Below are 19,743 nucleotides of genomic sequence, written 5' to 3' on the forward strand. Positions count from 1 at the left end.
AAGCACGAAATGTAGCGTTTTAGTGTCGAAAACAGTGTTCGATGTAAGGTATCCTATCTTATCCCTTGCTCCCGCTAAAGCGCAGTGAGGCTTCCTTCTTGTTTGCCGTTGACCTTAAGAGATTGCCATGGCCCGTCCTAGACAGCATGCGCCCGATGCCCTCCATGCGCAGGTCATGCACGCTTGTGATGAGTGGTTGGCTGAGCAGCCAGTCCATGGTCTCTCACTGCGTGCCCTGGCCAGAGAGGTCGGCTGTGCCCCCAGCACCCTATTGAAGCTATATGGCAGCTTCAATAATTTATTGCAGCACGTCAATGTGGAAACGTTGGCGCGTTTACAGCACACCATTACCAGCCTGATCGACGATGACCCTGAGCCATGGCTACGTTCGCTGGCGCGTGCCTACTGGCGGTTCGCCGAGCAGGATTGTTACCGCTGGCAACTGCTGTTTGATTACCCGCTGGCCCAAGAAGGCGAGCTTGATCAGCGTCAGAGCGATTTGATCGAAGCGCTGTTTACCCAAGTAGAAGCGTCGCTTAAATCCTACCAGCCAGCGCTGGATGATCTCGAAGCCCGCCGTTTGGGGCGCACGCTGTGGGGCAGCGTGCATGGTTTAGTTCAGCTAGGGCTTAATGAGCGATTGGGCTATTGGCAGGGTCAGCAATTAAAAGTAGATGAGCTGCTGGATCAACTGATGAGCACCATTCTGGCGGGCCTACGCCATCGTGAGGCGGCGACGTGAGTGGGTGGGTCAATGCGGCTCGTCAGGCGCTGCGCTGGCTGATCTTTGTCTCAATGCGCCTCTGCTACCGGCTGCAGGTGCATGGGCGTGAGCATATCCCTAAGCAGGGGGCCGCGCTGGTGGTGTGTAACCACGTCAGTTTTATGGATGCCTTGGTGTTAGGTGGTGCTAGCCCCCGACCGCTGCGCTTTGTGATGGATCAACCGATTTTTGACTCGCCTTGGCTTAAATGGTGGTTTCAGCTGGTTGGCGCAATCCCTATTGAGTCTGAACGACGCAGCCCCGGCGCCCTGAGGCGCGCTCTGGATGACGTGAGCTCAGCGCTGCGCCAGGGGCAGGTTGTGATGGTCTTTCCTGAAGGGCGATTGACCCCTGATGGCGAAATTCACGCCTTTCGGCGTGGCCTAGAGGCTATTCTCGCCAGGGACGATGTGCCGGTGGTTCCGGCAGGGTTAGCAGGCTTGTGGGGGTCGTGGACATCTCACCATGATGGCAAGGCGCTAAAGAAGTGCCCTAAGCGTTTTCGGGCGCCGGTGAGCCTGCACTTTGGGCCCCCGCTCAACCGTCTGGACGCCGATGACATAGCGCTGCGGCGGTTTCTCGAAGCGCGGGTTAGAGCACTAAAGGCAGCGGCTGACCAGGATCTGGCCAACCGCCATTAACTCGCTTATCATTGATTAGCGGCGTGGCGCCCGCAGCTTTTGCCAGCAGCGTGCTGAGGTAATGAGATTATCGCGGATCTCCAGAATCTCCATGCGCATATTGCCGATCTGTAGGCATGCTGGGCCTTCTGGGAAAGCTTCAAGGTGCTCAAGAATTAACCCGTTGAGCGTTTTGGGGCCATCGGTCGGTAGGCAGCTGCCAGCCGAGCATCTTGTTAATCTCACGAATATTGGCGGTGCCTTCAATCACATGGCTGCCGTCGTCCTGCTGGTGAATCTCTTCATCTTCAGAGACATCGGTGGTGAACTCGCCCACGATCTCTTCCAGAATATCTTCCAGGGTGACCAAGCCCTCTACGTCGCCGTACTCATCCACCACAATGCCGATGCGCCGTTTCTGCTTTTGAAAGTTGAGCAGTTGGGTATGGAGCGGTGTGGACTCGGGAATAAAGTAGGGCTCCCGTGCCTCTTGAACAATCGATGCCTTGGTAACTTCGTCCCGGGAGAGAAAGCGTGCCGCGTTGCGCAGATGCAGCATGCCGATAATATTATTGATATCACCTTTATAAACCGGTAGCCGGGTATGCTGGCTGGTGCGAATCTGGGTCAAAATATCTTCGAGCGAATCATCCAGGTCGATACCCAGCACTTCGTGGCGTGGCACCATGATGTCGTTCACGGTGACGTTCTCAAGATCGAGAATAGATAGCAGCATTGCCCGGTGGCGGTAGGGGATCAGCGTGCCCGCTTCGTGAACCACCGTGCGCAGCTCATCACGGGTCAGGCTATCGCCCCCGTTATCAACGCTTTTAACGCCCACCAACCGGAGCAGGCCGTTAGACATCACGTTAACCAGCCATACGAGCGGGTAAAGCAGCTTTAGCAGCGGCTCAAGGGCGTAGGAGGTCGGGTAGGCGATCCGCTCGGGTTTAATCGCGGCGTAGGTCTTCGGCGTTACTTCGGCAAAAATAAGAATCGTGATGGTCAACAGAGTAGTAGAGATTGCAGGCCCAGATACGTCGCCGAAGAAGTGAATGGCGATAATGGTCGCAATTGAGGCCGCTAGGTTGTTGACGAAGTTGTTGCCGATCAGGATAACGCCAATCAGGCGGTCTGGGCGGGTGAGCAGGCGCATGACCCGTTTGGCTCTGCGGTCACCGCTGTTGGCTTGATGGCTCAAGCGGTAGCGGTTAATCGACATCATGCCGGTTTCAGAGCTGGAGAAAAACGCAGAAAGCAGTATCAGTAAGGCTAGCAGGCCGAACAGTAACCCCAGGGGGAAGTCGTCGCTCAAGTCGAAAAGTCCTTTGTGGCGGATTAGGCTCGATTTGTAGAAGGTAGCGAGTAGTGTGTCAAGACAACCAAAGGCGTGGTAACGCTCGCGGTAGCGGTTGAGCCGCTATCGATTGAGTACAACCTCAAGTACGAACTTACTGCCAAAGTAGGCCAGCACCAGCAGGCCGCAACCGCCCAGTGTCCAGCGCACGGCACGCATGCCGCGCCAACCAAAGCGATAACGACCAACCAACAGGGTCGTGAAGATTATCCAGGCCAGTAGCGAGAGTACGGTTTTGTGTGCCAAGTGCTGGGCAAAGAAATTGTCCAGGAAAATAAGCCCGCTAGCGATGGAGAGCGTCAGTAGGATAATGCCCGCCCACACCAGCTCGAACAGCACCCGTTCCATCGTGGTCAGCGGTGGCAGCGACTGCACAATGCCGCGAATATGATGGTGGCGCAGCGCCTGGTTCTGTAGGCCGACCAGCACCGCTTGGACGGCGGCAATCGCCAGCACGGCAAACGCCAGCGCTGAACTTATCGCATGCAATAAAATGCCCGGTGTAAGCCCGGTATGGCCGCCCTGATTCGGCAGCCACGTGGCGGCGAGTAGTGCAATACCCGCCAGCGGGAAGAGTGCAATCCCGGCGTTAAGCACCGGTTTAAACAGGCTGGCAACTAGCACGACGTTGACCGCAACCGCCATCAGCAATGTGGCGCTGGTGGTAAAGCCGGGCAGTAGGCCAGGGGATTGGCCGACTAATTTGACCACCACAGGAATGTGCAGCAGTAAGCCCAGCACAGCGAGCAGGCGCACCATGCCCTGGCGAGGCGGCACACGCCGGAACAGCGTCATGCCTTGCCAAATGGCAGCGGCAACATAAAGAACAAAAGCAATCGTGGCGAAAGGTAGCGCCTGCATGATGCTATCCGTGCGCCTTGCAGCGCGTTGCGGTGAATAAATAAACGAATTAAGTGTGATTACGACGAGAATCTATCCAACTACTATAACTAATCCAAGCGGCGTCGCCCAGCGGGGTAAACGCATGAAAATAGTTAAAGACTCGGAGTAAGTATGCAGGAATGCCAGGGAAAGCTGTAAGCAAGGGTCTTTCGCCATGGATGGCGAAAGTAGCGCCCATGGATGGGTTAACAGCGCCCTTGCGTCAGCTTGCCCAGGCAGGATCGCTGGCACTCGCCCATGGAGACTCAAAGCATGAGCGCGTATAATCTTTTTACTAATGAGTCCAGGGCGTGCGCGCCGACGGCAGTGACGGAGGCAGAGAGGCCCCATGTTCCAGAATCTAAGTGAGCGTCTTTCCCAGACGTTAAAGTCGATCAAGGGTCAGGCTCGCCTGACCGACGACAATATTAAAGATACCCTGCGCGAAGTACGCCGCGCACTGCTTGAGGCCGACGTAGCACTGCCGGTCATCAAGGAGTTTATTGAGCGCGTGCGCGAGCGGGCGGTCGGGCAGGAAGTATCCAAAAGCCTGTCGCCAGGCCAGCAGTTCGTCAAAATCGTCCAGCAAGAGCTGGAAGCGATTATGGGCGAAGCCAACGACGGCTTTGTGCTTAAGGGTTCCCCCGCCGTTGTATTGATGGCCGGCCTACAGGGTGCGGGTAAAACCACCTCGGTGGCCAAACTGGCCCGCTACCTGCGCGAACGCGAGAAGAAGAAAGTCTTGGTAGTGTCTGCCGACGTTTATCGCCCGGCAGCCATCGACCAGCTCGAAACCCTGGCCAAAGAAGTCGAAGTGGATTTCTTCCCCTCGCGCTCTGACCAGCAGCCGGTGGCGATTGCCGAAGCGGCCATCAAGCACGCCAAGATCCAGTTTCACGATGTGGTGCTGATTGATACCGCCGGTCGACTGGCGATTGATGAAGCCATGATGGCGGAGATCCAGGCACTGCATAAAGCGGTCTCGCCTCAGGAAACGCTGTTTGTCGTCGACGCCATGACCGGCCAGGATGCTGCCAATACCGCCAAGGCGTTCAGCGAAGCGCTGCCGCTAACCGGTGTGATTCTGACCAAAGCGGACGGTGATGCTCGTGGCGGTGCGGCGCTGTCTGTGCGTCACATTACCGGTAAACCGATCAAATTTATGGGTGTCGGTGAAAAAGTCGACGCCCTGGAGCCGTTCCACCCAGACCGAGTCGCCTCGCGCATCCTGGGGATGGGCGACATGCTGTCGCTGATCGAGGAAGCCGAGCGCACCGTCGATAAGTCCAAAGCCGAGAAGTTGGCCAAAAAGGTCAAGAAGGGTGATGGCTTTGACCTGGAAGATTTTCGCGATCAGCTCCAGCAGCTCAAGAAGATGGGCGGTATGGGTGGCCTAATGGGCAAGTTGCCGGGTATGGGGCAGATGGCTGAGATGGCTCAAGGCCCTGGTCCCGAGAAAGAGCTGGGCAAGTTGGAAGCACTAATTAATTCCATGACGCCTAAAGAGCGCCGCAAGCCCGACATTATCAATGGCTCGCGCAAGCGCCGCATTGCCTCGGGGGCCGGTCTGCAAGTGCCTGACCTCAATCGCCTGCTTAAGCAGCATAAGCAGATGCAGAAAATGATGAAGAAAGCAGGCCAGAAGGGCGGCATGCAGAAAATGATGCGTGGCATGTCCGGCATGATGGGTGGCGGCGGCCCAGGTGGGCCCGGTGGAATGGGCGGCCCCGGTGGATTGCCGCGGCGCTAAGACGCCAATAGTAACGTACTGATGCGCTTGGTGAGGTTGACGACCTATCAGTTTTCTGGCTGTCAGGCTTTCCAAGCCGGGCGCATTTGCGTAGAATGCGGCCTCTTCATGCGTGGGTGCTGCCCAAATACGTCAAAACGTAGCAGTAGCAGCGCTCAATGAAGGCCTTAATGGTGTTAAAAAAGGTCATGCAAGCCGCTTTATGTGGTCGTGTGCCAGTTTAGCGCCAAGAAAACAGCACGACGAGTGTTCCGATAGCGGTTAGCGCTATAAACACACTCTCGTAACCTCAACCGAAGGATAGTTATCGTATGGTTACCATTCGTTTGGCCCGTGGTGGCGCCAAGAAGCGTCCCTTTTACCACCTGACCGTTACCGACTCGCGTAACGCTCGCGACGGTCGTTTCATCGAGCGTATCGGCTTCTTCAACCCGGTTGCCCGTGGTCAGGAAGAGCGTCTGCGCGTTGACCTAGACCGCGTTGTTCACTGGCAGAGCCAAGGCGCCCAGCTGTCTGGTCGTGTTGCTGAGCTGGTAAAAGAAGCACGCAAACAGGCCTAAGCCTGATTTTGAGTCTTGTTGTCTGAGACTTATTGTGTGAGAAAGTGAGTGCTGGGTAGCTGAGGTCGTCGATGACGCGTTTTGAAATAAGCCAAACTGACGACACGCATGTGGTGCTAGGCAAGCTGACTAGCCCTTATGGGGTGAAAGGTTGGCTCAAGGTGTACTCCTACACTAGCCCAATGGACAGCATTCTTGAATACCCGGAATGGTGGGTGCGCCAAGGTGAAACCCTGAAGCGCATAAGCATTGTTCAAGGGCGTCGGCAGGGCAAAGGACTTGTGGTGCAGCTTAAAGGGGTCGATGACCGTAGTGCGGCGGAAGCATTAGCCCAAACGGATATCTTGATGCCCAAAGAGGCGCTGCCTGAGCTTTCCGACGATGAGTATTATTGGCATGAGCTTGAAGGCATGGCGGTCTTCACTCAGGCCGGCGAACGGCTAGGACGGGTAAGCTACCTGTTTGAAACCGGCGCCAACGATGTCATGGTGGTTCGCGGCGATTCAGAGTCAATCGACAAGCGCGAGCGACTGCTGCCATTTTTGCCAGACGACGTCATTATCGAAATCAGTTCCCAAGAGGGCCGTATGGTCGTCGATTGGGATCCTGAGTTTTGACCAAACTTATGAACAGTTTGAGCAATGATGCATCTACCGACTCAACCGAGTTGGATAGTGGCAACGCGCCGGAAACGGCGAGCGAAGCAGCAGTGCCTGCAATGTGGATTGGTGTAGTGTCGTTGTTTCCTGAGATGTTCGACGCGCTCACGCAACAGGGTGTGGTCGGCAGAGCGGTAGAAAAACAGCGTATTGCACTGGAGTTTTGGAACCCGCGGGATTATGCCACTGACCGCCACCGCAGCGTCGATGACCGCCCCTATGGTGGTGGTCCAGGCATGTTGATGAAAGTCGACACCCTGCGCGCAGCGATCTTTGCCGCCCGGGAACGGGCGCAGAAAGCCACCGGTTTAGTGCCGACGGTGATCTACCTATCGCCCCAGGGGCGTAAGCTGGATCAGCAGGGCGTTCAAGCACTGGCTTCCGCCGGGCCTTTAGTGGTCGTGGCAGGGCGCTATGAAGGCATTGATGAACGCGTGGTGGAGAGTGACATCGATGAAGAGTGGTCGATTGGCGACTATGTGTTGAGCGGCGGTGAGCTGCCAGCGATGGTGCTGATTGATGCAGCGGCAAGGCTGATTCCCGGTGTACTGGGTCATCAGGATTCCGCTATCGAAGACTCGTTTAATGACGGTCTGTTAGACTGCCCGCACTATACCCGTCCAGAAGTCATCGACGGGCGCCAAGTGCCGGATGTGCTGTTAAGCGGTAATCATGCAGCCATCAAGCGCTGGCGGTTAAAGCAGTCACTCGGGCGTACATGGCAGCGTCGTCCAGACCTGTTGGAAGGGCGGCCGTTAGATGCCGAACAGCGTAAGCTGTTGAACGAGTTTATCGAAGAACACGCTCTGTCAGCTAAAACTGAGTAGGCCAGAGCGGCGGTGCAGGGCGTATGCGCACCTGTGTCACCCATAACGACTCCCGCGTAGCTCGTTTCGAGCGCCGGGATCACGGCTTCCGCCACCCATGATTGAGCGGTCAAGCCAACACGTTATTCAGGAGTATGATGATGAGCAGTAAAAGCAAAGTGATCCAGGCGATCGAATCTGAGCAAATGGGCAAAGAAATTCCTCCCTTTGCCCCCGGCGACACCATTGTCGTTCAGGTAAAAGTAAAAGAAGGTACTCGCGAGCGTCTGCAGGCGTTTGAAGGTGTAGTTATCGGTAAGCGTAACCGTGGCCTGAACTCCGCTTTCACCGTGCGTAAAATTTCTCACGGCGTTGGCGTTGAGCGTACCTTCCAGACCTACAGCCCGCTGGTTGACTCTATCGAAGTCAAGCGTCGCGGTGACGTGCGTCAAGCCAAGCTTTACTACCTGCGCGAGCGCAGTGGTCGTTCTGCACGTATCAAGGAAAAGCTGGCTTAAACGCCACTGCTCCTCGGGCGCACGCTGTTCTCGAACAGGCGTCGCGCCCGGATACCAAGACCCCGTCACCGCTTTGCGGGGCGGGGTTTTGTTTATCCGCTCAACAAAAGCGGCTTGAGGTGACTAACGTATGAGCGTTATCGATGCATTTTTAGATGCTCTCTGGCTTGAGCAGGGCGCCAGCGATCATACGTTAGCCGCCTATCGGCGTGATTTAACCGCCTGGCAGAGCCACCTGGAGAGCCACGGTGAAGCCCTTCTGGCGCCGCCGCCGGAGCGCCTCAGTGAGTGGCTGGCCAGTCGCCGGGAGGAGGGGTATCAACTGCGCAGTAATGCCCGGCTGCTGTCGACGCTGCGCAGCTTCTACCGTTGGGGGCGTTTAAACAACAAGTGGAAAGTGACCCACTGACTGATATCAAACTACCGCGGGTCATACCGGCTTGCCTAATACCTTGGAAGAGGACGAGGTTGAGCGCCTACTCTTGGCGCCGGATACGGAGACTCCTTTGGGGGTTCGTGACCGTGCCATGCTGGAGCTGCTGTACGCCTGTGGCTTGCGGGTATCAGAGCTGGTAGGGCTCACTGGTGATGCGGTCAATCTGCGCCAAAACGTGGTTAGGGTGCGTGGTAAAGGCGATAAAGACCGCTTGGTTCCCATGGGCGAAGAGGCCGCAGATTGGCTGGCGCACTATATGCAGACTGCACGGTTGGCGCTGATGAGCGACCCAACACGCCCCGCGCTGTTTCCTGGGCGGGGTGACAAAGCGATGACCCGGCAAACGTTTTGGCACCGGATTAAGGTGCATGCCATAACGGCAGGGATTACCCGCCCACTGTCGCCCCATACGCTTCGCCATGCATTTGCCACCCATTTATTGAATCATGGGGCCAATTTGCGGGTCGTACAGCTGCTGCTGGGTCATAGCGATCTGTCGACGACCCAAATTTATACCCATGTAGCCCAGGCGCGCTTGGAAAGCCTACATGCTGAACATCACCCACGAGGTTGAATTGATGATGCGTCAACGCCGTTTTGTAACACTACCTTTACTGACACCTTCCTCGATGCTGGCGTGTTTGCTAACTGCCAGCCTGCTACCTTCCGCTGCACAGGCTGACGACGTGGCAGATAGTTTGGCTGAATCACTTAGCGTCAATGGCCAGTCGATGCCCGTGGAAGTGGTCACCGAAACGCCTATGGATGGCGTTTATCACGTGCGGTTGGAGAACGGCGAATCTTTCTACTCCAATGCAGACGGTAGCCACTTCCTGGTCGGTGACCTATATGAAAATGCACCCGACGGGTTGGTCAACTTAACCGAGCAAGAGCAGAATCAAGAGCGTGCAGATGCGCTAGCGGCAGTACCTGAGAGTGAGCTAGTGATCTTCCGCGGTGCCGAAGAACCGAAAGCAACAGTGACGGTATTTACCGATCCTACTTGCCCCTATTGCGCGCGGTTACACGACACCATTCCGGAGTTGAATGAGCGTGGTATCGCCATTCACTATATGGCCTTTCCCCGTGCGGGTATGGGTAGCCAGGCTGCCACCATGCTGCAGCAGGTGTGGTGCTCGGATAATCGCAGTGAAGCGATGACTCAAGCCAAAGAGGGCGAGACTATTTCCAGCGCAGCAGACTGCGACAATCCTGTGGCGGGGCAGTATGATCTGGGTAAGGCGCTGGGTGTACAGGGCACGCCAGCAATTATTTTGCCCAATGGGCAACTGGTGCCGGGCTTTGTGCCCCCGAGCGGCTCTTTGCCATGTTAGGCTTAGATGACGAATGACGTCACATTGAAAGATAATACAAAGCGCTGAGGCACGGTCTTTAAGATCGAATTCAAAACCGTAATTAAGGCCAGCACCACCAGGTGCACAACACGAAAGGGGAAGTATTTTGAAACCGGTAAGAGTAGGTATTTGTGGTCTAGGTACTGTCGGTGGCGGCACCTTTAACGTATTGACTCGCAACGCTGATGATATTGCGCGTCGTGCTGGCCGCCCTATTGTGATTGAGCAGGTTGCTCACCGCAGTATTCATCCTGACTGCGATATTACCGGCATCAATGCCACCTCCGATGTGTTTGAAGTCGCGACCAACCCCAATGTGGATGTCCTGGTGGAGCTCGTTGGCGGTTACGATATCGCCCGCGAGCTGGTGCTCACCGCCATTGAAAACGGCAAGCACGTGGTCACCGCCAACAAGGCGCTGATTGCGGTGCACGGCAACGAAATCTTCAAAGCCGCTCACGAAAAGGGCGTCATCGTAGCATTCGAAGCTGCAGTCGCAGGCGGCATCCCGGTGATCAAATCGCTGCGCGAAGGCTTGGGTGCCAACCGCATTGAATGGGTAGCGGGGATTATCAACGGCACCGGCAACTATATTCTTACCCATATGCGCGATGAAGGCCGCGCCTTTGAGGACGTGCTCGCGGAAGCTCAAGCGCTAGGCTACGCCGAATCTGACCCCACCTTTGACGTGGAAGGTATCGATGCGGCACACAAACTGACGATTTTGGCCTCGATTGCCTACGGCGTGCCGCTGCAGTTCGAGAAAGCCTTCACCGAAGGCATTTCACGGATTACTGCGGAAGACGTCGAGCAAGCCGACAACCTTGGCTACGTGATCAAGCACCTGGGTATCTCCAAGCGTACCGATCAAGGCCTGGAACTGCGGGTTCACCCCACGCTGATTCCTAAAGAGCGCCTGCTGGCCAATGTTCACGGCGTCAAAAATGCCATCGCGGTAATGGGCGACGCGGTAGGGCCGACGCTCTACTACGGCGCTGGCGCCGGCGCGCGAGCCGACTGCATCAGCGGTGGTGGCCGATTTACTCGACGTGGCGCGGGATATCTCCACCGAGCACCGCTACCGGGTGCCGTACCTGGCGTTTAGCGGCATCGACGAAGATGTCAGCCAACTGCCCATCATGCCGATGGAAGATATCATCACGGCCTACTACCTGCGCCTGCTGGCGGTGGATCGCCCCGGCGTGTTGGCGCGGGTGGCCACGATTCTATCTGAGCAGGGCATCTCGATCGAGGCACTGATTCAGAAAGAGGCGACCGAAGGCGAGCTGGTGCCGATCATTCTGCTCACACACCGTACTAAAGAGAAGCAGATGAACGCAGCGATTCGCGAAATCGAATCCATGGCCGATATTGCGGGCCCCGTCACGCGTATTCGCGTGGAAAGCTTGAGTGAAGGGGAGTAAGCCTAGATGCGCTATATCAGCACGCGCGGGCAGGCGCCCGCGCTCTCCTTTGAAGAAGTGGTGCTCACCGGTATGGCCAGCGACGGCGGCCTCTATGTGCCGGAAACAATTCCTGAGTTCTCCCGGGGAGAGCTGGCCGACATGGCCGGGCTCTCCTATGCGGAAATCGCCTTTAGGGTGATGAAGCCGTTTGTGAACGGTGAGATCGACGACGAGACCTTCCGCAACATCGTGACCGAGGCCTACGCGACCTTTAATCACGACGCCGTGCTGCCGCTCAAACAGCTGGATGCCAATCACTTCCTGCTTGAGCAGTTCCACGGCCCGACCCTGGCATTTAAAGACGTAGCGCTACAGCTGCTCGGCCGCCTGCTCGACCACTTCCTGAAAAAGCGTGGCGAGCGTGCGGTGATCATGGGTGCGACCTCTGGCGATACCGGCTCGGCGGCGATTGAAGGCTGTCGCCACTGCGACAACCTGGATATCTTTATCCTGCACCCGCACAACCGGGTCTCGGAAGTACAGCGCCGACAAATGACCTCGGTGCTGGCCAATAACGTCTTCAATATTGCCATCGAAGGCAATTTCGATGACGCCCAGGCGATGGTCAAGGCCAGCTTTGCCGATCAGTCGTTCCTCAACGGTACTCGCTTGGTCGCGGTGAACTCGATCAACTGGGCGCGCATTATGGCGCAGATCGTTTACTACATCGCCTCCGGCGTTGCGCTGGGTGCGCCGCACCGTGAAGTGAGCTTCTGCGTGCCGTCGGCTAACTTCGGCAACGTGTTTGCCGGTTATATGGCCTACAAAATGGGCCTGCCGGTGAAGCAGTTCATCATCGCCACCAACGCCAACGACATTCTGCACCGCACGCTGGCCGCCAACGACTTCTCCAAAAAAGAGCTAGCGGCTACTTTAGCGCCCTCCATGGATATCGTTGTGTCATCTAACTTTGAGCGCCTGTTGTTTGACGCCTACGACCGCGATGGCTTGGCCGTGGCGGCGCTGCTTGAGCGCTTCCAGCAGGAACCCACGGCGCTGGCCGATGCGCCGCTGGCCAAGCTGCGCGAGAAGTTCTCCAGCTACAGCGTGGACGATGCGACGATTCTGGAAGTGATCCGCGACGCCCATAAACGCACTGGTGAAATGCTCGACCCGCACACCGCCACCGGCTATCGTGCTGCCGAGCGTGCCCGGGCAGATCAGTCAACGCCAATGATTACCCTCGCCACTGCGCACCCGGCTAAATTCGCCGAGGCCGTTGTGAAGGCGGGCTTCCTGGGCGTGCCACTGCCGCCGCATATGGAAGACCTGATTGAGCGCGAAGAGCGGTACACAGTGCTCCCTGCGGAACTTGCCGCCGTGCAGCAGTACGTTGCGGAAAACCGGCGTTGACGTATTAATGGCCTCAGTGACTGATTTACCCCATCGCACGCTGTCGTCTAGCAAGGCCGGGCCGCGCTTAGAGCCTCGTCCAGTGGATGAGGCGCTTTATGCCCGCGCTCAGGCGGAAGGCCTAAGCGAACTGCAGGCGCGTTTGCTGGCCTCGCGCTTGCCGGGCTACAGCGGTGAGTTGCTACCGTTAATAGCACCTAGCCTGCGTTATTTGGCCCACCCGGAGAAACTGGCCGACGGTCGCCGCGCCGCCGAACGTATCGCTCAGGCGGTGGCAGAGGGTGAGGCCATCGGCATTCTCACCGACTACGACGTGGATGGCATTACCTCCCACGTGGTGATTAGGCGCACGCTGGTGGAGCTGTTTGGGGTGCCAGAGGGCAAGCTACATAGCCTGATTGGCCACCGTATTCACGACGGCTATGGGATTAGCCTACCGCTGGTAGAGCGCACCTTGGCTCAAAAGCCGTTTCCCACCCTGGTGATTACCGCCGATTGTGGTAGCTCTGATGAGCCGCGTATCGCGCGATTAAAAGCGGCAGGTATCGACGTGGTAGTCAGCGACCACCACGCCCTGCCCAGTGAGGGGCCGCCAAGCTCGGCATTCGCCTGTGTTAACCCTACCCGTGATGACTGTGAGTATCCCGACAAAACCATCGCTGGCTGTATGGTGGCGTGGCTGTTGATGTCACTCGCCCGCGGCGTGCTGATTGAGTGGGGGGCGCTATCAGAGTCGACGCCCAAGCTGTCGCCCTGGCTCTCCTACGTAGCTTTGGGCACCGTGGCTGACTGTGTCTCCCTAGGCGGTAGCCCCGCCAACCGCGCGGTGGTCAATCAAGGGTTAAAACTGATCAATCGTATGGATGCGGCGTGCTGGCGCGCTATGGCCACGCGCTTAGGCGCTGACAGTGTGCCGTTTAACGCCGAGACGTTAGCGTTTCAGATGGGGCCGCGTATCAATGCCCGCTCGCGGCTGGACGACCCCTACGCGGCGCTGCACTTTATGCTGGCCGAGAACGATGGGGTCGCCAATCGCCAGCTCGACGTGCTGGATCAGGATAACCAGTCCCGCAAAGCGATTGAGGCCGATATGGCCGCCGAGGCGCGCACTCTTGCCACAGCAGCTCTGGACGCCGATGAGCCCGCCGTGGTGGTGCTGCTTGAAGACGGGCACCCCGGCGTACAGGGTATCGTCGCCTCGCGATTGGTGCAGGCCTACGGGCGCCCGGCGCTGGTGCTAACACAAGCCTCGGCACCTGGCATGCTAACCGGCTCCGGCCGCTCGATTGATGGACTGCACCTGCGCGATGCCCTACAGCGTACCTTTGAGCTTGCTCCCCAGGCGCTGCCACGCTTTGGCGGTCATAGTGGTGCGGCAGGGGTGGGCGTGCCACGGGATCAGCTTGACGTCTTTAAAGCGGCTTTCTTGAGGGCCGTAGGCGAACAGCTGGAGGGACGAACGCTCTATCCGCGCCTATGGACGGATGGCGAGCTCTCCACGGCACAGCTTTCGCTGACCACCTTGCAAGAGATAGAAACCCTTGGGCCCTACGGGCGGGAGTTTGATCCGCCGCTGTTTGAAGGCCGCTTTATTGTCGAGGCGCTGCGCCCGGTGGGTGCTGACGGCGCGCACCTGATGCTGGAACTCTCCTCTGGCCCGGTGACCTGCAAAGCCATCTGGTTTCGTGCCTTAACGCCAGGGGAACTGCCTGGGTTTAACGTGGGGGATACACTGCACTGTGCTTATAAGCTTAACCGTAACCGCTGGCGCGGCCGCGAGACGCTGCAGTTGATGGTCGAGCACGCCAGCCCAATTTAAGCTGTACATCGCATCACCTACTGGCAACTTAAGTAAGGACGCCCCATGCGCGTGGAAGATTTACCCAAGGATCAGCATCGCCCCTATGAAGATATGATGGCGATGCTGCTGGGCACGTTCTTTGTTGCGCTGGGGGTAACCTTTTACACCCATGCGGTGCTATTGACCGGTAGTACGGCAGGCTTGGCGCTGCTGTTGAGCTACATCACCAGCAGCATTACCGGCTGGGGTTTTGGAGTGTACTTTTTTGCCATTAACCTGCCGTTTTACTACTTGGCGGTGAAGCGGATGGGGTGGAGTTTTACCCTACGCACCTTTGCCGCCATCGGCTTAGTATCGCTGTTTTCTGAGTTAACCCAAGGCTGGGTGCAATTTGCCAACGTGCCCTCGATCTACGCCGCCTTGATGGGCGGCGCGCTGATGGGCATTGGTATGCTGATGCTGTTTCGCCACCGTACCAGCCTGGGCGGTATCAATATCCTTGCGCTCTACTTACAGGAAAACACGGCCTGCGCGCAGGCTACGTTCAACTCGCCATCGATGGCGTTATTCTGTTGATTGCGTTAACGCAGCTACCGCTGGATCGTGTGGGTTATTCAGTGCTGGGAGCATTGACGCTAAACCTGATTATCGCCCTGAACCATAAGCCAGGGCGCTATATTGGGGTGAGCTAAAAACGTTTAGCCAAGCCAGAACCACCACACTATCAGTGCGATAAGCCCCAGGCCTGCCAAGTTGATCAATAAGCTCATGAGGCGTCCTCCTGACTGGCTTTCCATAGCCGCAAGCGATTGGCGTTACTCACCACGGTGATGGAAGAGAGTGACATGGCAGCGCCCGCTATCATCGGTGAGAGCAGCATGCCGGTGAGTGGGTAGAGCACCCCGCCGCGATGGGAATACACAGCAGGTTGTAGCCAAAGGCACCCACCAGGTTCTGTTGATATTGCGCAGCGTGGCGCGGCTGATCTCAATTGCTGACGCTACCCCGTGCAGCGAGCCGCGCATGAGCGTGATGCCCGCGCTCTCAATCGCCACATCGGTGCCTTGGCCAATCGCAAAGCCCACGTTCGCTCGGGCCAGCGCCGGGGCATCATTGATGCCATCGCCCACCATGCCAACGATTTCTCCCGCCTTCTGACGACGCTCTATCTCGGCGTGCTTGTCCTCGGGTAACAGCCCTGCCCGAAACTTATCAATGCCTACTTCCTGGGCAATGGCCCTGGCGGTGTGCTCGTTATCGCCGGTTAACATAACGATGGTTAAGCCGTCTTTTTGCAGGCGCTTGATTGCGGCCACGGTGTCGTGGCGAAGCGGGTCGCTGATGCCAAACAGGGCGGCCAATTTGCCATCTACCGCCAAGTACACCAGCGTGCGGGCCTGCTCCTCCAGAGCGCGGGCTTGCTCTTCACCTGCCTTGAGATCCACACCGGCTTCACTTAACAGACGCGCATTGCCCAGCAGCAGCGCTTTGCCGTCGGCGGTTTGGGCTTTTACCCCGCCACCAGTCACGCTGTCGAAACCATTAATCTCGGCAGGGTTAGCCTCGTGTTCATCCGCGTAGGTCATTAACGCCGCCGCCAATGGGTGCTCGGAGCTGCGTTCCAGCGCGTGCACCAACGCCAGCGCGGTGGATTGCTCTACGCCAAACATCTGCGCATCGGTGACGCTGGGCTTGCCCTGGGTGAGCGTGCCGGTTTTATCGACGACTAGCGTGGTCAGCTTGCTAGCGGTTTGCAGCGCCTCGCCGCTGCGTACCAGCACCCCATGCTCTGCCGCTTTACCGACGCCGATCATGGTCGAGATTGGCGTCGCCAGACCCAGCGCGCAGGGGCAGGCAATAATCAGTACGGTAGTCGCCGTCACCAACATATGGATCACCTGGGGAGCGGGCCCTAGGTTGAACCACACCAGGGTCGTCAATACGGCAATGATCATTACCGCAGGTACAAAAACGCTGGAAACTTGGTCGGCTAGCTCGCCAATCGGTGGGCGCGAGTTTTGGGCGCTCGCTACCTGTTCGGTAATCTGCCCCAGGCGCGTGTCGGTGCCCACCCGCGTGGCGCGATAGATCAAGCCACCTTTGCCATTCACCGTGCCAGCGCTGACTTCATCCCCCGCGCTTTTGGTGATGGGGAGTGGCTCGCCGGTAAGCATCGACTCATCGATATGGCTTTGGCCTTCAACGACGTCTCCATCCACCGGTAAACGCTCGCCGGGGCGTACTCGTACGTGGTCGCCAGCGCGCACCGCATCAATATCAATCTCCTGCTCGTGACCGTCGCGAATCACCCGCGCTGTTCGGCTCTGTAGGTCAAGCAGGCGCTTTAGCGCATTGCTGGTGCGGCCCGGGCACGTAGCTCCATGGCATTGCCGAGTAGAATCAGCCCGATCACCATGGCTGAGGCTTCAAAATAGATCCCCTGAGCGACTTCTGGCAGCCATGGCGCAAACAGCACCACGGCCATGGAGTAGAGCCAGGCGGTGCCGGTGCCCATGGCCACCAGGGTATCCATATTGGCTTGGCGATGCTTAAACTGCTTCCAGGCGTTGACGAAAAAGTGGCGTCCTGGGAAGGCCAAAATACCCAAGGTTAACAAGCCGATCACCAGCCAGTAGAGACGCCCCATGCCCATCGGGTGGGGATGGAAAAAAAGCATGCTGAGCATCAGCGGAATCGCCAGTGCCAGCGAGATCGCGCTGCCGCGCAGCCGTTTTGGTAAGTCTTGGCATCCTGCTCTGCACGAGTGCGTTCTGCTTCCCGCATATCCACAATCGGTTCGGCGCCATAGCCGGCTGACTCAACGGCGGCGATTAACGCTTGGGTCTCGGCACTGCCAAACACCTGGGCGGAGTGGGTGCCAAAATTGACGCTGGCGGTGTCGACTCCCTCAGTTCGCTCTAGTGCTTTCTGCACGCTGTTGACGCAGCTGGCGCAGGTCATCCCACTAATCGCCAAGCGCTGTTTCTTGCCTTGCCCTTGAGACTGGGAGTGAGCACCTGCGGTTTTTTCAGCTTCGGCATCAGCGGGTGCCGCGGTTTCTGGCTGATTATCAACATCGTCTGGGGCTGCTTCCTCCAGAGCTGCTTCGCCTGGCGGGTAGCCCGCCGCGGTCAAGCGTTGATCAAGCTCGGCGTCGGTTAGAGTCGAAACAACCTCGAGGCGTTTTTCGCTAGGAATGCCGGTGACGTCTGCTTCAGGGTCACCACTTTGAATCGCCTCGCGCATACGCTTGACGCAGCCCTGGCAATTCATGCCGGGGATGGTTCGCGTGGTGGCTCCATTGGCAGGGCTTACGCTTGAGGCGGCTTCGGTAGAGGCGTCGCTCATGGGGTCTCCTTAATAGACGGGGCGTCAGGAAAGCTCTCAATCAGGCGACACACGCTGTGGCCGTCGGGGGAGCCGTCGGGCATTTGCTGCCAGCTCTCCATGGCCTGTTCCATTCGTTCGGCTAGCGCTTCCAACTCGGCAATACGTGCTCGAATTTGCGGCAAGCGGCTGGCGAGTAAGTCGCGTACCAAGGGGCAGGGAGAGTCGCCTTGGTCGGCGTGGGTCAGAATGTCGCGAATCTCAGCCACGCTAAAACCTAATTTGCGCGCCCGCTGAATAAACCGCAGACGTTCTAGGTCGGTATCTGAAAATAGCTGATAGCCGTTATCTGGATGGCGCTGGGGGGCAAGTAGCTGCTCACGAGCGTAGTGGCGCACGGTCTCAGCGGTAACGCCGCCCCGTTTGGCAAGCTCGTTAACTTTCATGGCCTGTTCTCCCGACCGGTTAAATAGTGGTTATTTAGTGTAGAACCTATGGGTAACCCATAGGTCAAGGCCTCTTGGCTCAGTAAGCTGAAATGACTAAAACACTGATTTAAAACGACCGTGCGACTAATGTATAAGCCAAAAATAAAATAAAACGAACGTTTGCCCTTGAACCTTTGGCTCAGTTGCGAGAAAACAGTCATGTAAAAATAAAGAGGGTGGATCGTCGGTATCCACTGGATCATCGGGAAGAGAGGCCCACTATGAATAATAAATTTAATAAGCTCACCCTGGCTGCTGCCATTACGGCCGCTTTTGCCAGCCAAGCCCACGCGGGCGGGTATCAAATTAACGAGCAGAGCGTGAGTGGGCAGGGCTATGGCCATGCCGGGCGAAGCTCTAACATCCATGATGCAACCATTGTGTACGGTAACCCAGCGGGTATGTCGTTTTTAGACCGTGCCCAGGTGACCGTTGGTGGCACGTATCTAAACGTGAATACTGACATCTCTAATGTCGAAGCTTCTCGCTATATCGACTCCGGGGTCGCGCTTGGTGGCGCGCCAAATGGCAATCAGATCCCCGTCGGTAGCATTCCCGGAGGGAATGATGGCGATATGGTGCCAGGTACGCCGATCCCCTTTGCTTTCTATGCGCACCCAGTGACCGATCAACTGGCGTTCGGGTTTGGGGTGTATGCACCCTTTGGCTCAAAACCGATTATGAAGATGATTTTCAAGGGCGCTATTTGGCGACTACACCGAAGTCAAAGTGGTCAGTGCGCAGCCGACGGTTTCTTACCGTTTTAATGATCAGTGGTCAGTAGGCGCGGGGATTACTTACAACCGTGTGGAAGGCGAACTACGCCGACAAGTACCCAGTGAGGCCACCTTTAACCCAGATGCCGACATCGACTCGCGGGTTGATGGTGACGACGAAGCGTGGGGCTATAACTTAGGCGTAATCTATCGTCCAGTACCTGAAACCACCCTGGGGCTGACTTACCGCTCGAAAGTAGACTACACCTTGGAAGGTGATTTTAGCGCTACTGATCCTCTGGGTAATGTCGTTCGCTCAGATACTGCTAGCCTGGATTTGACCACCCCTGAGACGGTTAACTTCTCGCTTACCCAGCAGATGACTGACCGTCTCAAGCTGATGTTCGGTGCATCCTGGGTGCGTTGGAGCCACTTTGATCAAATCTTGGTTACCGGCAGCCAAGGCGATACGATTACCCAAGAGTTTCAGAACTATTCAAACGCCTGGGCGTTTGCCACTGGCGGCGAGTACCAGTTAACCAAGACATTGGCGCTTCGTGCTGGGGTTACGTTAGACATGACGCCGACCAATGATGAGGATCGTAGCGTACGTATTCCTTCCGATGATCGGCGTATTTTCTCGCTGGGGGCAGGATGGAGCCCAACGCCTGACCTGACTGTCGATGTGGCTTACTCCTATCTGTCAGAGCGCGGCACCTTTGTTGAGCAGGATCGTAGCGACCTGCTGGCCAGTCAGGCCACGGGCGGCCAGCCGGTTGGCGGGGCCTCCTACTCAGCCGACTACAAAAACGAAGCTCACGGTTTTGGTGCTCAGTTAACCTATCGCTTTTAAACCCTAAAGAGCCAACCCCACTGAAACCCGGCG

General features: G+C 57.3%; 14 protein-coding genes and 6 pseudogenes. 14 read left to right on the forward strand and 6 right to left on the reverse strand.

The window, feature by feature from the left end; translation table 11 throughout:
• The first annotated feature begins 127 nt into the window (after window positions 1–127).
• Window positions 128–742 (forward strand): TetR/AcrR family transcriptional regulator, encoded by a 615-nt coding sequence (locus FDY98_RS02245; protein ID WP_027957733.1) that lies wholly within the window; start codon window positions 128–130, stop codon window positions 740–742.
• A gap of 53 nt (window positions 743–795) precedes the next feature.
• Window positions 796–1,404, forward strand: coding sequence for a 1-acyl-sn-glycerol-3-phosphate acyltransferase (locus tag FDY98_RS02250; protein ID WP_217920682.1), 609 nt, complete (start codon window positions 796–798; stop codon window positions 1,402–1,404).
• Between the two features lie 15 nt (window positions 1,405–1,419).
• On the opposite strand, the pseudogene FDY98_RS02255 reads toward FDY98_RS02250, so the two are convergent.
• Together FDY98_RS02255 and FDY98_RS02260 are read right to left on the reverse strand one after the other, a co-directional pair.
• Window positions 1,420–2,698, reverse strand: a pseudogene (locus tag FDY98_RS02255) (HlyC/CorC family transporter).
• Window positions 2,699–2,803: 105 nt separating this feature from the next.
• Window positions 2,804–3,601, reverse strand: coding sequence for a cytochrome C assembly family protein (locus tag FDY98_RS02260; protein ID WP_009288264.1), 798 nt, complete (start codon window positions 3,599–3,601; stop codon window positions 2,804–2,806).
• Between the two features lie 370 nt (window positions 3,602–3,971).
• On the opposite strand from FDY98_RS02260, the gene ffh reads away from it, so the two are divergent.
• The 11 genes and pseudogenes from ffh (at window position 3,972) to FDY98_RS02315 (ending at window position 15,018) form a co-directional block, all read left to right on the forward strand.
• Complete coding sequence (gene ffh / locus FDY98_RS02265) at window positions 3,972–5,372, forward strand: signal recognition particle protein (RefSeq protein ID WP_027957735.1); 1,401 nt, start codon at window positions 3,972–3,974, stop codon at window positions 5,370–5,372.
• Window positions 5,373–5,683: 311 nt separating this feature from the next.
• The gene (gene rpsP / locus FDY98_RS02270) at window positions 5,684–5,932 is read left to right on the forward strand and encodes a 30S ribosomal protein S16 (RefSeq protein WP_007111767.1); all 249 of its coding nucleotides are present in this window, start codon (window positions 5,684–5,686) and stop codon (window positions 5,930–5,932) included.
• A gap of 71 nt (window positions 5,933–6,003) precedes the next feature.
• Window positions 6,004–6,549: a ribosome maturation factor RimM gene (gene rimM / locus FDY98_RS02275; RefSeq protein ID WP_027957736.1), complete on the forward strand. Its 546-nt coding sequence runs from the start codon at window positions 6,004–6,006 to the stop codon at window positions 6,547–6,549.
• 101 nt (window positions 6,550–6,650) lie between these two features.
• Window positions 6,651–7,418: a tRNA (guanosine(37)-N1)-methyltransferase TrmD gene (trmD, locus tag FDY98_RS02280; RefSeq protein WP_027957737.1), complete on the forward strand. Its 768-nt coding sequence runs from the start codon at window positions 6,651–6,653 to the stop codon at window positions 7,416–7,418.
• A 140-nt stretch (window positions 7,419–7,558) separates the two neighbouring features.
• Window positions 7,559–7,915: a 50S ribosomal protein L19 gene (gene rplS, locus FDY98_RS02285; RefSeq protein ID WP_027957738.1), complete on the forward strand. Its 357-nt coding sequence runs from the start codon at window positions 7,559–7,561 to the stop codon at window positions 7,913–7,915.
• 130 nt (window positions 7,916–8,045) lie between these two features.
• Window positions 8,046–8,925, forward strand: a pseudogene (gene xerD / locus FDY98_RS02290) (site-specific tyrosine recombinase XerD).
• A pseudogene (locus FDY98_RS02295) lies at window positions 8,900–9,702 on the forward strand (DsbC family protein). Before xerD ends, FDY98_RS02295 begins: the two co-directional pseudogenes overlap by 26 nt.
• 110 nt (window positions 9,703–9,812) lie before the next feature.
• A pseudogene (locus tag FDY98_RS02300) lies at window positions 9,813–11,130 on the forward strand (homoserine dehydrogenase).
• A gap of 6 nt (window positions 11,131–11,136) precedes the next feature.
• A complete protein-coding gene (gene thrC / locus FDY98_RS02305; RefSeq protein WP_027957740.1) occupies window positions 11,137–12,525 on the forward strand; it encodes a threonine synthase in 1,389 nt (462 codons plus the stop codon).
• A gap of 7 nt (window positions 12,526–12,532) precedes the next feature.
• Window positions 12,533–14,344 (forward strand): single-stranded-DNA-specific exonuclease RecJ, encoded by a 1,812-nt coding sequence (locus tag FDY98_RS02310; RefSeq protein ID WP_027957741.1) that lies wholly within the window; start codon window positions 12,533–12,535, stop codon window positions 14,342–14,344.
• A 45-nt stretch (window positions 14,345–14,389) separates the two neighbouring features.
• Window positions 14,390–15,018 (forward strand): annotated as a pseudogene (locus tag FDY98_RS02315) (YitT family protein).
• A gap of 123 nt (window positions 15,019–15,141) precedes the next feature.
• Here the strand turns inward: FDY98_RS02315 and FDY98_RS26530 are convergent.
• Genes FDY98_RS26530 through FDY98_RS02325 form a run of 4 tightly spaced genes read right to left on the reverse strand, consistent with a single transcriptional unit; the run spans window position 15,142 to window position 18,099 of the window.
• Window positions 15,142–16,635, reverse strand: a complete 1,494-nt coding sequence (locus tag FDY98_RS26530; protein ID WP_340146645.1) for a heavy metal translocating P-type ATPase — start codon at window positions 16,633–16,635, stop codon at window positions 15,142–15,144.
• Between the two features lie 35 nt (window positions 16,636–16,670).
• Entirely contained in the window at window positions 16,671–17,012 is a 342-nt protein-coding gene (locus FDY98_RS26535) for a hypothetical protein (protein WP_340146646.1), read from the reverse strand.
• Window positions 17,012–17,674 carry a cation transporter gene (locus FDY98_RS26540; RefSeq protein WP_340146647.1) on the reverse strand — a complete coding sequence of 221 codons (663 nt, stop codon included), beginning with the start codon at window positions 17,672–17,674 and terminating at the stop codon, window positions 17,012–17,014. Before FDY98_RS26540 ends, FDY98_RS26535 begins: the two co-directional genes overlap by 1 nt.
• The gene (locus tag FDY98_RS02325) at window positions 17,671–18,099 is read right to left on the reverse strand and encodes a MerR family transcriptional regulator (protein ID WP_009288270.1); all 429 of its coding nucleotides are present in this window, start codon (window positions 18,097–18,099) and stop codon (window positions 17,671–17,673) included. The genes FDY98_RS26540 and FDY98_RS02325 overlap by 4 nt, the downstream gene beginning before the upstream one ends.
• 263 nt (window positions 18,100–18,362) lie before the next feature.
• On the opposite strand from FDY98_RS02325, the pseudogene FDY98_RS02330 reads away from it, so the two are divergent.
• Window positions 18,363–19,710 (forward strand): annotated as a pseudogene (locus FDY98_RS02330) (OmpP1/FadL family transporter).
• Window positions 19,711–19,743: the final 33 nt, after the last annotated feature.

Source organism: Halomonas sp. PA16-9 (genome assembly GCF_009728585.1).
In the GTDB taxonomy this organism is placed as follows: domain Bacteria; phylum Pseudomonadota; class Gammaproteobacteria; order Pseudomonadales; family Halomonadaceae; genus Vreelandella; species Vreelandella titanicae.

Bases quoted from the DNA above. Each gene is read 5' to 3' on its own strand.
- FDY98_RS02245 (WP_027957733.1), top strand. From the start codon at position 128: ATGGCCCGTCCTAGACAGCATGCGCCCGATGCCCTCCATGCGCAGGTC.
- FDY98_RS02250 (WP_217920682.1), top strand. From the start codon at position 796: ATGCGCCTCTGCTACCGGCTGCAGGTGCATGGGCGTGAGCATATCCCT.
- FDY98_RS02260 (WP_009288264.1), bottom strand. From the start codon at position 3,601: ATGCAGGCGCTACCTTTCGCCACGATTGCTTTTGTTCTTTATGTTGCC.
- ffh (WP_027957735.1), top strand. From the start codon at position 3,972: ATGTTCCAGAATCTAAGTGAGCGTCTTTCCCAGACGTTAAAGTCGATC.
- rpsP (WP_007111767.1), top strand. From the start codon at position 5,684: ATGGTTACCATTCGTTTGGCCCGTGGTGGCGCCAAGAAGCGTCCCTTT.
- rimM (WP_027957736.1), top strand. From the start codon at position 6,004: ATGACGCGTTTTGAAATAAGCCAAACTGACGACACGCATGTGGTGCTA.
- trmD (WP_027957737.1), top strand. From the start codon at position 6,651: ATGTGGATTGGTGTAGTGTCGTTGTTTCCTGAGATGTTCGACGCGCTC.
- rplS (WP_027957738.1), top strand. From the start codon at position 7,559: ATGAGCAGTAAAAGCAAAGTGATCCAGGCGATCGAATCTGAGCAAATG.
- thrC (WP_027957740.1), top strand. From the start codon at position 11,137: ATGCGCTATATCAGCACGCGCGGGCAGGCGCCCGCGCTCTCCTTTGAA.
- FDY98_RS02310 (WP_027957741.1), top strand. From the start codon at position 12,533: ATGGCCTCAGTGACTGATTTACCCCATCGCACGCTGTCGTCTAGCAAG.
- FDY98_RS26535 (WP_340146646.1), bottom strand. From the start codon at position 17,012: ATGCTCAGCATGCTTTTTTTCCATCCCCACCCGATGGGCATGGGGCGT.
- FDY98_RS26540 (WP_340146647.1), bottom strand. From the start codon at position 17,674: ATGAGCGACGCCTCTACCGAAGCCGCCTCAAGCGTAAGCCCTGCCAAT.
- FDY98_RS02325 (WP_009288270.1), bottom strand. From the start codon at position 18,099: ATGAAAGTTAACGAGCTTGCCAAACGGGGCGGCGTTACCGCTGAGACC.